Origin of the sequence: Paenibacillus sp. V4I5 (assembly GCF_030817255.1) — a bacterium.
In the GTDB taxonomy this organism is placed as follows: domain Bacteria; phylum Bacillota; class Bacilli; order Paenibacillales; family NBRC-103111; genus Paenibacillus_E.
This window is the reverse complement of the sequence record NZ_JAUSZB010000002.1, coordinates 7,791,105-7,803,650: the sequence shown is the minus strand read 5'-3', so window position 1 is coordinate 7,803,650 and position 12,546 is coordinate 7,791,105. Positions and strand designations below refer to the sequence as shown.

Here is a 12,546-nt window from a genome sequence, read left to right as displayed (position 1 = left end):
CCCCACTACATGCAAATAATTTTCATTATAGCAGTTGTGGGAAGTTGCAGCAATGTACCCCTTAACCTTTCCCTAAGACGGCATCAAATAAGGACACGAATAACTTAATGCCGTGATGCGAAGCAATCTGTAAAAAGTCCCCTAATTTATTGCCGACATGATTCAACGAATTGTCGTGATCAGCAATCGGTTCCGACTTCTTTTCAGCCTCTGGTTTCGCCGCAGTCTTAGCTTTCGCTGCTGCATCTCCTTTGGCCGCCCCAGTTGGTGACGCTTTAACCGTGGTCACTTTCCCAGGTGGCGTTTTGACAGCAGCCTCCTGTGCGGCTTTAGAGGAAGGCTGAGGCCCCTGTATGCGTTCCATCCCGCTCGACGCCAAGCTGACTCCGAATAAAATACAGAACAACAGCAAGAGTCCAAACATGCCTACTTTGATATAAAAGTGCCTCAGCCTCATTTTGAATCCTCCTTAGAGTTTTGCTTTAGCAAAACTAGCTTCGAAAGCGTATCCTTAGAGTTTTGCTTTAGCAAAACTGGCTTCGAAAGCATATGCTTAGTGTTTTCGTTTGAAAATTAGCTTCTACGATTGCTTAGGGGTAACAGCCGGTGCATCAACCTTCTTCGCGTTCAAAATCACCTCTGAAATAGCCTCTGCCAACCAATCTGTTGTTCGATAGCACTCTTCGAGGGAATTGTACGGACCGCCGACTTCAATCAATATATTATTAGGCGAAAAGCTCTGATTATATAAACCGTTGCCTTCACTGGCTTCTTTCGCGTGAATTCCTTTGGATATGCCGGGATGCTTGGCCTCTAACACTTGATGAATCTTGTTGGCGAATTCCTCATTCTTTTTCCAATTCGGATTTTTACCGCCGATGATGAAGTATACCTGAGCATAATCTTTCCCATCAAAGGTTGCGGTCGTTTTATTGCGTGCAGCGGAATCCCGATGAATATCGAAATAATATTGCAAATCCGGATGTGCAACAGCTGCTTCCTGCAAAGTTTTCAAGGAATATTTGTAGGAATATGGATATTCGAAATTTTTGACAGTACTCGGGTAGACCGTCTTGGAATGTACGGCACCAATGCCGTCCTTCTCCAAATTTTGAGCTAATCTTTGACCTACGGAAATGATATTCACCTTATCGCTATAAGCCTTGTCAGGATCCGTAACACCTTTTAACTCCGGCAAAAAAGACTCATTACTATGCGTTTGATAAATGAAAGCTATATTATCCCCCGCAGTTCTTGGCGGTTGCCCCGTTGCGTTTGTAATCGGGGCGGCACCACCCACAGGCGAGGGTTCTGGTGATGGAGATGGCTGAGGATTCTTCGCCTCTGCCTCCAAATCAAGGGAGCTTGGGGGGCCGTAATCAATAGGATCACTGGGATTTGATGCACTCCCTCTTACCAATACCGTCGTCTTATTGGCATCCATCCCTGGCACTTCACTGGCGACAAGACTTTTAGGGTCGTTCGGATTGATATCCGTCAAGAACTGGAAGGCAAATTGAAACACATTATGCTGAGAAAATGTAAATTTCTTCTGATCTTTATGTAGATGAGGCACTTCCATGCCCAGCATATCGATAAAAAATTGATTTGTGACGGAAGCAGCTAAGCTCTTCATAGATGATACAGGCGAAGTAGTCATGACTCTATTCTGCAAGAAGCCTCCTACGCCAATAAGAACAAATAAAGCTAAGGTGCCGAAGCTGAGTATAAAAAATGTTTTTCCGACGGAACTTGCGCTCTGAAACGTTTTCCGAACATGGCTGAGATTCAATGTAGCTGATGTCCATTTCATAGTTTGATTCCTCCTAATCTATCTTACTTCAATCTATGAAACGAGCTCCTTCGATAGAACCTGAAACACTAGAATTTTTCTGATAGAGAGAAACAGAAGCGCAAATAAACCTGAGACACAGCTCAGGTTCTTCTGTCGATTCAAACATGGGAACTGCAGTTAAGGCTTGTTTTCTTCAAAATCACCTGCAGCCTCATGAGTACGCAAAAAAGAACCCCTTACGGGGTTCTTTGGTTTATCTTATTACTACTAAGCGAGGGATTCGAAATCAAATGACCCTTTGGCCACAATCGTTACCCCACTTGTTTTATTCAGAACAGTAGGTCCGTTATATAATTTGAGCAGCGTCTTGTCACTCGGTTTATGTTTATTGTCTGTGGTTGGTCGGTTACGAACTTTCTTCATGTGCTTCAGCATAAATAATCCTTCCTTTCACAATGGATTTGAGTGAAGACACGAGCTTCGCATTTCTTTCCGATAACTCCATCATGACTTGATGATGATTGCGCGCGGGAATATCCGTCCTTGTCTTGAAATGTATGGATGAAACAATGGTCGGATGCAGCTTAATGCAGTAAATGTATTCAAACTCGCCATCTTCTTTATCCTTGGCTTGCCCCAGGTAGATGTTCGTATCCTTGCCCCGGTAGCATTCAGCTAGATAGCTAGTAGGGTCGTTCACGTTGAAGCTGTGGTTGTTGCTAACCTGACCGGCACGGCCAAATTGCTGCAAGGTGACACCATCTTCGAGAAGCTCAAAGAGCGTTGCCGCTGTCACTTCTTGAAGCTCAATTATACCACAATTGGTATCAAATGTCTTATGGAATTTATCCAATACGCGGTCATAATCTACACTGGACACACTCAGCGAATCCAAAGCGTCGAACAAAAAACTGCGTATAGCATCGTTCTTCTTCATATCGGATAGCTTAAACCGATTCTTATGAACACCGATACTATGTTTAATCGGGTAGAGGTGAGGACCTGCTAGCTCCGCGATTCCCGAAATGGCCTGCTGATCATCGATTCGCAGTGGGTTGTAACCCTCCAGATACTCAGGCAGTTCACAGTTCTTAGACATCACAATGAACGTGCGGCTGTGGCCTAATTCTCCGATACAAAGTCCTATCAATACGAGTATATTCCCGTAAACCAAGGGATCATGACAATCCGCATGCGTGATAATCAGAAGGGCAAAGTCCGTCTCTTCGATATGCTTTTTTAGCATTTTCAATTTATGATTGGACGCCGTAAGCACACCCTGATTAATCACCGTAACCTCGGATGAAGATGACAACTGCGCTTGAAAAAATTCAGCCCACAGCGAACTTGCGGGGGAGCAGCCTATAAATATCTTTGGTTTCATTTCTCTCTCAGCCCTAACTCTTTGAGCATTTGCTTCACAACGAAAGTTGCCGGTCCTAGGCCGGCCATTAGCCCAGAGGAATGATTCGCATCATAGGTAAGTGGTGTTAGGCCGATTAAATCGGAGGCTATATGTAATTTTTCTTTTTCCGGAATAAGAAAGTAGGTTCGCTCTAGACCTATTTGTCCAATAAATAAACCCAGTTCCAAAATAACATTGTCACGTACTGTGCTAACCAATGAATCTCTCAAAAGTGTTAAATCGTTAGGTTGGAAGACAAAGATAGCAAAATCACTAGACTTCGCCTGCTTAATAAGTGGAGCCAAGGTTGTATGTGAAGGAGGGAATAGCAATTGACTCCAAACCGTTACATCAAATGAAAAATGGAGATTAGACTGCAAAGCCTCTGCGACTTCAACACTTTCAGCAGATGACCCTATGAATAGCTTCGCTTTATGTGCGCTGCTCAACAGAACCACGTCCTCATTTAGGTTGATCGTCCCTTATTCGACGCTCCCCTCCTTATTCCTTCCAAATTACGTGAAAATGGACAAAAAGAAAGAACTGTATCCCTCCATCTAGGGGACCCAGTTCTTAAAATATTTAGTGTGTATAGGCCGCTACATTATCAACACTCACGGCATCGTGTAAGGCAGCATTTAAGCCGCTAGCAATAATATTGGCGATGTCTTCAATAAACTGGTCGATCTCCTTCGGTGTAACAAGCAAATCGTGTCCTACGGGGTTCAGGACCTCTTTGACAAGCATTAGGCGCTCTTCCTCCTGCATCCCGTCCAGAAGTCCTAGAATCTGTCCTGTATTGCGCGTCTGCTCGCTAAAGTGCCTTTGCATCAGGTCGAAAGCGTTATTGACTATCGTTGAGGCATAGACAACAGTCGGGACTCCAATCGCAACCACGGGAATGCCAAGGTTTTCTTTGGTCAACCCTTTGCGTTTATTTCCGATGCCTGAACCGGGATGAATGCCTGTATCCGCGATTTGAATGGTCGTATTGACCCGGTCTAGGGACCTGGAAGCTAGCGCATCAATAGCAATAATGAAATCAGGTTTGGACATATCGACAATCCCCTGAACGATGTCACTGCTCTCAATCCCCGTTGTCCCGAGCACCCCTGGCGCTACCGCGCTAACCGCCCGATACCCTGGACTAACGTCCTCTGGAACTAGTTCAAAGTAATGACGTGTGACCATCACGTTATTCACAACTAGAGGGCCGAGAGCATCGGGTGTCACATTAGAGTTGCCTAGACCGATAATCAGCGCTTTTGCGTTCTTGGGGATGCCGATTTCTCGCAAAAACTGTTCAAACTCTTGAGCTAATTTCGTGGCGACGCGGTCCTGTAATTGGCTGTCTTTCTCCCGAAGAGCTGGCACTTCTATCGTTATATAATGACCGAGAAGCTTACCAAGCGCTTTGGAGCCTTCTTCGTTCAGAACATTGATCTTGGTAACCCGTATCCCGTTTTCACGTGTCGACTCCTGTTCAATGCCAGGTATCGGTTGCCCCTGATTGGCTGCATGAGCCATATCCCTTGCATCTAGCGCAAGATCCGTATGTGTTGTAAAAGAGCCTAAGTCCATTGAAGTTCCCCTTTCTCAGGTGCATTGCATCCCTTATTGTGCTACGATTTACAACCGCTTATGCAAAAAAGGAGACCACTGAAAACCTATTGACAGCTCTTGCATTTTCAATTAGTGCATGGTAGAATACTTAAAGTTGTCAGCAAACATACAAATGTAACGTTGAACGTGTTTTGTAAGTAGGAGGTGAATTTCATGCCAAACATTAAATCCGCTATTAAACGAGTAAAAGTTAGCGAAAAGCGCCGTCTTCGTAACGCTTCCCAAAAGTCCGCTCTGCGTACTGCTGTGAAAGCTTTCGAAACAGCTGTAAGCCCAGAAGCTCTTATTATCGCTTCTAAGAAATTAGACAAAGCAGCTTCTAAAGGTTTAATCCATAAAAATGCCGCTAACCGCAAGAAGTCCCGTCTGGCTAAAAGGCTGAACGCTCTTACGGCCCAAGCGTAATAAAACAGACATAAAGCAAAAGTCCAGTTCTCTTCACAGAGAGCTGGACTTTTTACTATTCGAAAGGCCGTCCTCCTAGGCAGCAAGCCTAAGAAGAAACAACTCCAAACCCAATACTTTATCGATTTTCCCTGTTTTCATTTGGAAATCGAGATCCGCAAGCTGCGACATGATCCTGCTTAGCTTCTCAATATCGTATTTGCGCGCTTGTCCTTCAGCCACCTTCACGGCGAAAGGATGCAAACCGATCTGTGAAGCCATTTGCTGTTGGGAATAGCCCTGTTTACTTAGCTCTTTCACCTGCAGCATGATACGGAACTGTCTTGCAATGAGCGCCGCGATTTTGATCGGCTCCTCACGCTGCTTCAGCAGCTCCTCGAGAATAACGAAGGCGCGTTCCAGCCTTACATTTACAATGTCCTCTATAAGAATGAAGACGTTCTGTTCTGTACTGCGGGCCACCAATTGATCGATAACATCAACCGATGCTTCCGCACCGACTCCAACATATAAAGAAATCTTCTCAATTTCTGCGGATAAGGATTGCAAATTCCCGCCGGTGTATAAGATCAGTTGGTCGGCAGCTTCCCCCGTGAACGTAAAACCCAGCTGCTGGGCTTGTTTGGCCACCCATTGCTGCAATTCATCTGGACTCAGGGATAGGAAGGGAACTGCCGCTTCAAGGTCCTTGAGGGCTTTCACAATCTTCTTACGCTCGTCCAATTTATCTGCATCTACCGTAAACACCACGACCGTATGTTCCGCTGGAGATTTCAAATAATCCGTCAAACGATCCAAGTGATGTTCAATCTTTGAACTTTCCTTCGCCCCAGTGAAAAATAGCGCATTCTTCGCGATGACCAGCTTCTTCGGAACCATAAAGGGAAGGGTCTCCGCATCCTCCAGCACCGCCGAGAGACTAATCTCACTTAAATCAAATTTACTGACTGCAAACTCTTTGTGCTCGGGCTCAATGAGTAAATCCGTTAATACCTGAATAAACTCCCTCATCTTATATTTCTCAGGACCGTAGCACAAATAAACCGGTGCAGGGCGCCCTGCTTGTATATCTTTCAATGCTCTCTTTGCGTCCATAGCTAATGTTCACTCCTTGCTTACATTTTACCAACAACAAAGGGATTACGTCAAAGCCCGAAGACCTTGAAGTAATCCCTTTGTTTGTCTATTTAAACACCGGTTCAAGGCTCTAGAAACCTTATACCGTGTGGACAAACCACCAAAGCATTGCCGCTTCCTTATCCTACAGCATACGCCAGAACCGTCACATTGGTGCATTCGTATCACAAATTTACTTAGCTACTTCCTCTTTCTCATTTAAATCAATGAGAAACGTGTGAAGCGAGCCTTCGCTTTGAACTTGATAAAATAATTTGTCGTCCTTAGACCATTCTACTAGCGTGATAAGATCACCAGACTTCCAAACTTGCTTGGACGCAAAAACAACTTCTTTGGTAGAGCTGTTTCGGATCACGACATGCTGCTCTTCAACTACAGCTTCAAGAACGCCCGTTGTTGATTTCAACGGATTCGTACTAGGTGCTGTCAAAGAATATATGCCTCCGACATCACTCGTTTCTCCACCCTGCTTAGCAGCTGGCGTAGGTGTTGGTTCCGTAGTTTTCAATACCTTCTGATCTTCAGGCAGCTTATTTGAAGTTTCACTGCCTGCTGGCGGATTCGTCGATTCAGGGTCCGATTCCTTCTTCTCATTCGTCCCAGCGGAACCTTGGACTTTCAGACGTTCAGGCTCTGAAGTAGAAGGTGCCTGGCGCAAACCATCCGTACCTTTCGTGGTCCCAGATGAACTCAGTGTTTGTGGCTTCTCCAGCTTCGCATCTGTTGTAGCTTGCGGCCCCAATAGCCCATTTCCCGTTGTTGATTCCGGCACTACTTTCTCTTGCCCGAATGACTCAGCGGCCGGAGCATTAGGTGCCACCTGCTTCGCGTCTGCACCGTCTGCAGCTTTCTTCTTGACAGCATCTTGTGCGGCGGTTGAATCGGAGGCGGCTGTGCTTTGCATTTGTCCGGCACTCCGCTTCTCAGATACAGCCTTTGGCTGCAGCAAACCATCTGCTTGATCCAGTATTGGATACTTCAAGTTGAATGCGAAGAAACCAAGGATGAGACCTGCGGCAACGACACCACCTGCGAATTTCCAGGAGAACTGTGATCCTAAACGGCGTGTCCAAGGGAGTTTGGGAGGCTGCACAGAAGCTGTCTGGCTAGCATTGGTGCCGAAAGCAGCCACCTTGTCGGTAATGGACGCCGCGGCATGTCTATCTATATCAGCTAGCTGCGGCATGATAGCATCGACTAAACTGTATGGAGGAATGACCTTTGGTAACTGGGTCAGTTCATCGGACAATCTTTGTAAACGTTCAAACATCTGTGCACAGTCCAAACAATGCATCAGGTGAGCATGAAGCTCATCTTCCTCTTTTGCATCTAAATCCCCATCCAGCTGTCTTTGCATAAATTCCATCACCTCTTGACAATTCATCCCCGAACACCTCCTTTCTGATATTCTTGGAGCAGCGACTGTAATTGCTGTCTAGCTCGAAATAAGTAAGACTTTACCGTGTTTAACGGTAGGTTGAGAGATTCTGCAATTTCATGATACGAAAAGTCCTGCAAATAACGGAGAACAACAACAGATCGATGGTGTTCGGGAAGCTTTTCGATTGCTTCTCTAATATCTTTGGCTAAATAGCCAATTAACATTTCCTGTTCAACATTATGCTCTGCTGTAAAGGTCATATCGTGCTCATCAATCGAAACCGTTGGTTTCGCTTTGCGAAATTTATCGATGCAGATGTTCGTTACAATCCGCTGTACCCACGTCTTGAAGAGCGCTTTTTCTTCATAGGAATTAATTTTTGTATAAATCCGAAGGAGTGCCTCCTGTGAAGCATCGAGGGCATCCTGTTCATTATTCAAAATATAATAAGCGGTTCGATAAACGTGAGACTCAATTTCTCGCAATAGGGTAATGAGAGCATCACGATCACCGGCTTGTGCAGATCTTACCAGTTCGGGTGCTACCACTGGGATCCCTCCCTCTTGCAATCTTACAGACGCAGCAGCGTCTCATAAGGTTGCACCTCTTTTAGAATAAAAAAATGAAGGCAGTCTTGCAACTACCAGAATATCAAACTTCCTGAAATAAATATACTTGTTATTTGACGTATACCAGACCGATTAGTTTCAACTCCGCCTCACAAACCGCTCTCCCCTCTCTCTCATCATTCAAATTACTCTCCATTGTAAGCTTTTTTATAAGAAGGGATAGTACTATGTTTGGATAGTACCGCCTAAGAAATTACCATAACCGATTAATTCTAACCGAAGTGGTAAATATTACAGATGAGCTATTCGAAAGTGGAGGAATGCATCATGTTCAAACAATTATTTGGCAGAAGGAACCTAACCCCTCAGGTTCACAACCAGACAAACACTTCAACTTCAACTTCAGATTCCAGTAAACCGTTATCATCGTCATTGCAAGAAAATTTGGCTACCATTCAGACGATCCTACACCATCCAAGCGATCTACTCATTAGACAGTTTACAATCAGTAAAGAGCAATATCCGTGTGCTTTAGTCAGCATTGATGGTTTGGTCGACATAGCTATGATTAACGAGCAATTACTAAGCCCGATGCTCCATTCCTTCGATCGTCCTGTTTCCTCATCTTCGGATTTATTAAACATTTTGAAGCAGCAAATTCTAACGGCTTATGAATTGAATACGGTCGAACTTTTGGATGACGCTTTAATGGCCATTCTATCAGGCGATACGCTCCTTCTAATAAACAATCTCGCACAATGTATCATCATTTCCAGCTGCGGTTGGAAAACCCGTTCGATTGAAGAACCACAAACAGAATCGATCATTCGGGGACCAAGAGCAGGTTTTACAGAAGACATACGTACGAACACCGCTTTGCTTAGAAGAAGAATTAAAGAAACCAACCTAGTTTTTGACACCTATCAAATCGGGCAAAGAAGTAGACGTGAAGTGGTCGTCACTTATATCGCTGACATTGTGCATCCGGATCTTGTTAAAGAAGTTACTCGCAGAATCAAGAGCATAGACATAGATGATATCGAAGGGTCCGGTTACTTGGAGCAATGGATAACAGATAGCTTCCTTAGTCCATTTCCACTCATTATGAATACAGAACGACCTGATCGCGTATCTGGAGCACTTCTCCAAGGTCGAGTTGCCATTCTGGTAGATGGAGACCCCTTCGTCCTCATATTGCCAATTACATTCGCTTCGAGCTTGCAATCACCCGAAGATTACTATCAGCATTGGCTCATCTCGACGTTGACTCGGGTACTCCGATTAATATCAGCTTTCATTGCTACCTTTTTGCCAGCTATTTATATTGCTTTGCTCGAATTCCATCATGGGATGATTCCTTCTAAGTTGGCTTTCTCCATCGCTGGAGCTCGGGAAGGCGTGCCTTTCCCCGCGGTCGTCGAAGCCTTCGCCATGGAATTTACGCTTGAGCTTCTCAGGGAAGCAGGACTCCGATTACCCAAACCAATCGGCCAAACCATTGGAATCGTCGGTGGTTTGGTTATTGGAGAATCTGCTGTTGCTGCCGGTATAGTAAATCCCGTTATGGTCATCGTTGTAGCCGTCACAGCCATCTCTTCCTTCTCATTGCCTTCTTATTCGTTTGCTATCTCACTGCGCGTCATGCGATTCAGCATAATGTTGGCCGCTGCTTTTCTAGGCTTATATGGCATCATCTTAGGCTACATCATGATCAATATCCACCTAGTGAACCTAAAGAGCTTTGGCATTCCATACTCCACCCCTTTTGCACCACTTTTAATACGGGACTGGAAAGATCTCATTTTAAGATCCCCCCTGCTATTCGTGACAAAGCGGCCAAACATAATGCAAACTAAAAATGATCAGAGAATGAAAGGAAGGAGAAACAGAAGATGAAATCTTTTGAATATGGAGATAGCGAGATCGGTTTCATGGATATAGTCATCACGATTACATCCATGATTATTGGCGTTGGTATACTCTTTCTACCGAGGGAACTAGCCAAAACAATAAAATCTTCTGACGGGTGGGTATCCATGCTTTTGGCTGGTCTTCTCGCGATCGGCTCAGCCTGGATTCTAGCCAAAATTGCGATTCATTTTAGCAAACAAGGTTATTTTGCTTATGCCTCAGCAGCCGTCACGAAGCCTATTGCCATCATTGCAATCATTTCTCTCACCCTTTACTTTATCTGCTATAGCGCTTATGAAGTTAGGGCTATTGCTAATATTTCCAAACAATATCTTTTTCAGCGTACTCCTGTTGAAGCTATCTCCCTATCGTTCTTACTGGTTGTCGTATATGCCGTTTCTGGCAGCCGTGTCGGTCTTATTCGACTTAATATTTTATTTCTGCCCATTGTTATCTTCATCTCATTAGTCGTACTTACTTTTAGCATGGGCATGTTTAACGTAGACGAACTAAAACCGTTTCTGATCTCGGATTGGAAAAGCATGGCGAAAGGAATACAAACCAGCGCTTTCTCACTCCTTGGTTTCGAAGTCATCTTAATTTACATTACCCTAATGAATCGCCCCAAGGATGCCCCAAAAGCGGTTGTCATCGGGGTAGCTATTCCTATTGTACTTTATACAGCATTCTACCTTGCATGTATTGGTGTGTTTTCACAATTCGCGCTTGAACAAATTACTTATCCCGTCGTTGAGCTTGCCAAAGAAATGCAAATTCCAGGCGCATTCTTTGAACGGTTTGAATCTATCTTTTTTACAATCTGGACGATGGCTGTCTTCACCACGACTTTCATGGCCTATGACTGTGCCATCTATCTGCTTATGTCCATATTTACCAAAACGAAGAAAAAAACATGGGTATTCATTTTAAGTCCTCTCATTTATTTACTGTGCATGTTCCCAAGAAACTTGACTGATTTCGGTATTTTGAGCAGTCTCATTAGTTATGTTGGACTAGTTGTGGGTCTTTTGTTTCCCATCCTCATACATCTCGCTGCTAAGGTTCGAGGAGTAAAAAGTGATGCTTTTTAAATGTTGGACCTGTTGGTTAAGTCTTGGCTGCATCATCTTTCTCTTAACAGGCTGCTGGGATCGTATAGAAATTGATCAACGTGGGTTTGTAGTAGGCGTTGCCATCGATTATAACGAAAATAGCTCGAAACACAGATACAAGGGTACTTATCAGATTGTCGTACCTAGTGGCTTGAAAAAGAGCAGTCAGGGACAAAGTGGAACTGGCAGTCCCGGTAAAGCTTATTTTAATTTATCAACATCTGAAAATTCCATGCCTGCCATTAGCGCAAAAATGGCGACCAGGACGAGTCGTTCACCTTATTTCGAACATCTTAAAATCATTGTCATTTCCAGCGAGGTGGCTAAAGACGATACTAGGTTTGCCAATGTGTTAGATTTTTTTCTGCGAAATAGTGAAATGAGACGAGGCGTACAAATATTAATCACTGAAGGAAAAGCTGCGGATATTTTGGATATACAAGCAAATAATGAAACAACACCCATAGATTATATTACCTCCATTGCCAAAAACGATCGAAAAACTAATTACATGTTGCCCCAATCACGAATCGGTGATGTCCATGAATATTTGGTCAAGCATGAAAGTTTTGCTATTCAAACCATCCACATGGAAGATGAAGGGATCACATTGACCGGAAGTGCCATATTCGATGGACGATCCAAAAAAATGATCGGATTCTTGACAGGCGAAGAAACGCAAGGGTTGAACTTCATTACTGAAAAAGTAAAAGGTGGTACCATCGATGCTAAGGTTAAGGGTCACAGCATTGGCTTTCAAGTGGAACGAGCGAAAAGTAAAATTTCGATGCATCAGCTAAGTCCGACAAAGTTCCAGTTCAACATAAACCTCGTAACAGAGGGCACTCTTGATAAATCTATTGCTGGTTATGATCCTACCGATTCAGAGGCAATTCAAACATTGGAGAAAAGTATAGAGGATAGTATCCAATCCAATACCCACAAAACAATTAAAAAACTACAACAGACTTATAAAAAGGATGCATTGGGACTGGGTGCCTATCTATTTCAAAATCATTATAAAATCTGGAAACCGATAGCCGAAGATTGGGAAGAAGGGTTACATTTATTCACTCAATCTGAGATTAACGTGCGTACAGAGGTAATTATTCGGCGGATCGGTAATATCATCCAAACGACAAAGGAGTAATGCAAGTATGTGGTTTTCTTTCATTGGAAGAATGCCTTCAGGGATGGTACTTATCTGT

13 protein-coding genes are annotated in these 12,546 nt (G+C 44.0%); 4 read left to right on the top strand and 9 right to left on the bottom strand.

Features of this window, described 5'->3' with window-relative positions; all coding sequences use genetic code 11:
* Positions 1-61: 61 nt before the first annotated feature.
* The 6 genes from QFZ78_RS36965 to gpr form a co-directional block, all read right to left on the bottom strand.
* A complete protein-coding gene (locus tag QFZ78_RS36965; RefSeq protein WP_307554946.1) occupies positions 62-457 on the bottom strand; it encodes a DUF3679 domain-containing protein in 396 nt (131 codons plus the stop codon).
* Positions 458-580: 123 nt separating this feature from the next.
* Positions 581-1,813 (bottom strand): stage II sporulation protein P, encoded by a 1,233-nt coding sequence (gene spoIIP / locus QFZ78_RS36960; protein WP_307554943.1) that lies wholly within the window; start codon positions 1,811-1,813, stop codon positions 581-583.
* A gap of 249 nt (positions 1,814-2,062) precedes the next feature.
* The gene (locus tag QFZ78_RS36955) at positions 2,063-2,230 is read right to left on the bottom strand and encodes a hypothetical protein (protein ID WP_307444445.1); all 168 of its coding nucleotides are present in this window, start codon (positions 2,228-2,230) and stop codon (positions 2,063-2,065) included.
* Positions 2,202-3,179, bottom strand: a complete 978-nt coding sequence (locus QFZ78_RS36950; protein WP_307554941.1) for a TIR domain-containing protein — start codon at positions 3,177-3,179, stop codon at positions 2,202-2,204. Before QFZ78_RS36950 ends, QFZ78_RS36955 begins: the two co-directional genes overlap by 29 nt.
* Positions 3,176-3,649 (bottom strand): nucleotide-binding protein, encoded by a 474-nt coding sequence (locus QFZ78_RS36945; RefSeq protein ID WP_052228179.1) that lies wholly within the window; start codon positions 3,647-3,649, stop codon positions 3,176-3,178. Before QFZ78_RS36945 ends, QFZ78_RS36950 begins: the two co-directional genes overlap by 4 nt.
* A gap of 133 nt (positions 3,650-3,782) precedes the next feature.
* Positions 3,783-4,781, bottom strand: a complete 999-nt coding sequence (gene gpr, locus QFZ78_RS36940; protein ID WP_307554939.1) for a GPR endopeptidase — start codon at positions 4,779-4,781, stop codon at positions 3,783-3,785.
* A gap of 195 nt (positions 4,782-4,976) precedes the next feature.
* On the opposite strand from gpr, the gene rpsT reads away from it, so the two are divergent.
* Entirely contained in the window at positions 4,977-5,228 is a 252-nt protein-coding gene (gene rpsT / locus QFZ78_RS36935) for a 30S ribosomal protein S20 (RefSeq protein ID WP_307554937.1), read from the top strand.
* Positions 5,229-5,303: 75 nt separating this feature from the next.
* Here rpsT and holA read toward each other — a convergent pair whose 3' ends face one another.
* The 3 genes from holA to QFZ78_RS36920 all read right to left on the bottom strand — a co-directional run bounded on the left by holA (position 5,304) and on the right by QFZ78_RS36920 (position 8,294).
* Positions 5,304-6,323: a DNA polymerase III subunit delta gene (holA, locus tag QFZ78_RS36930; RefSeq protein WP_307554935.1), complete on the bottom strand. Its 1,020-nt coding sequence runs from the start codon at positions 6,321-6,323 to the stop codon at positions 5,304-5,306.
* 214 nt (positions 6,324-6,537) lie between these two features.
* Positions 6,538-7,749 (bottom strand): zf-HC2 domain-containing protein, encoded by a 1,212-nt coding sequence (locus tag QFZ78_RS36925; RefSeq protein WP_307554934.1) that lies wholly within the window; start codon positions 7,747-7,749, stop codon positions 6,538-6,540.
* Entirely contained in the window at positions 7,746-8,294 is a 549-nt protein-coding gene (locus QFZ78_RS36920) for an RNA polymerase sigma factor (protein WP_056838612.1), read from the bottom strand. Before QFZ78_RS36920 ends, QFZ78_RS36925 begins: the two co-directional genes overlap by 4 nt.
* Positions 8,295-8,642: 348 nt before the next feature.
* Here QFZ78_RS36920 and QFZ78_RS36915 point away from each other — a divergent pair, with 348 nt between their 5' ends.
* The 3 genes from QFZ78_RS36915 to QFZ78_RS36905 are packed head-to-tail and all read left to right on the top strand — an operon-like array spanning position 8,643 to position 12,488.
* A complete protein-coding gene (locus QFZ78_RS36915; RefSeq protein WP_307554932.1) occupies positions 8,643-10,211 on the top strand; it encodes a spore germination protein in 1,569 nt (522 codons plus the stop codon).
* Positions 10,208-11,317, top strand: a complete 1,110-nt coding sequence (locus tag QFZ78_RS36910; RefSeq protein WP_307554929.1) for a GerAB/ArcD/ProY family transporter — start codon at positions 10,208-10,210, stop codon at positions 11,315-11,317. The genes QFZ78_RS36915 and QFZ78_RS36910 overlap by 4 nt, the downstream gene beginning before the upstream one ends.
* Positions 11,307-12,488 carry a Ger(x)C family spore germination protein gene (locus tag QFZ78_RS36905; protein WP_307554927.1) on the top strand — a complete coding sequence of 394 codons (1,182 nt, stop codon included), beginning with the start codon at positions 11,307-11,309 and terminating at the stop codon, positions 12,486-12,488. The genes QFZ78_RS36910 and QFZ78_RS36905 overlap by 11 nt, the downstream gene beginning before the upstream one ends.
* The last annotated feature ends 58 nt before the right edge of the window (positions 12,489-12,546 follow it).

Bases quoted from the DNA above. Each gene is read 5' to 3' on its own strand.
- QFZ78_RS36965 (WP_307554946.1), bottom strand. From the start codon at position 457: ATGAGGCTGAGGCACTTTTATATCAAAGTAGGCATGTTTGGACTCTTG.
- spoIIP (WP_307554943.1), bottom strand. From the start codon at position 1,813: ATGAAATGGACATCAGCTACATTGAATCTCAGCCATGTTCGGAAAACG.
- QFZ78_RS36955 (WP_307444445.1), bottom strand. From the start codon at position 2,230: ATGCTGAAGCACATGAAGAAAGTTCGTAACCGACCAACCACAGACAAT.
- QFZ78_RS36950 (WP_307554941.1), bottom strand. From the start codon at position 3,179: ATGAAACCAAAGATATTTATAGGCTGCTCCCCCGCAAGTTCGCTGTGG.
- gpr (WP_307554939.1), bottom strand. From the start codon at position 4,781: ATGGACTTAGGCTCTTTTACAACACATACGGATCTTGCGCTAGATGCA.
- rpsT (WP_307554937.1), top strand. From the start codon at position 4,977: ATGCCAAACATTAAATCCGCTATTAAACGAGTAAAAGTTAGCGAAAAG.
- holA (WP_307554935.1), bottom strand. From the start codon at position 6,323: ATGGACGCAAAGAGAGCATTGAAAGATATACAAGCAGGGCGCCCTGCA.
- QFZ78_RS36925 (WP_307554934.1), bottom strand. From the start codon at position 7,749: ATGAATTGTCAAGAGGTGATGGAATTTATGCAAAGACAGCTGGATGGG.
- QFZ78_RS36915 (WP_307554932.1), top strand. From the start codon at position 8,643: ATGTTCAAACAATTATTTGGCAGAAGGAACCTAACCCCTCAGGTTCAC.
- QFZ78_RS36910 (WP_307554929.1), top strand. From the start codon at position 10,208: ATGAAATCTTTTGAATATGGAGATAGCGAGATCGGTTTCATGGATATA.
- QFZ78_RS36905 (WP_307554927.1), top strand. From the start codon at position 11,307: ATGCTTTTTAAATGTTGGACCTGTTGGTTAAGTCTTGGCTGCATCATC.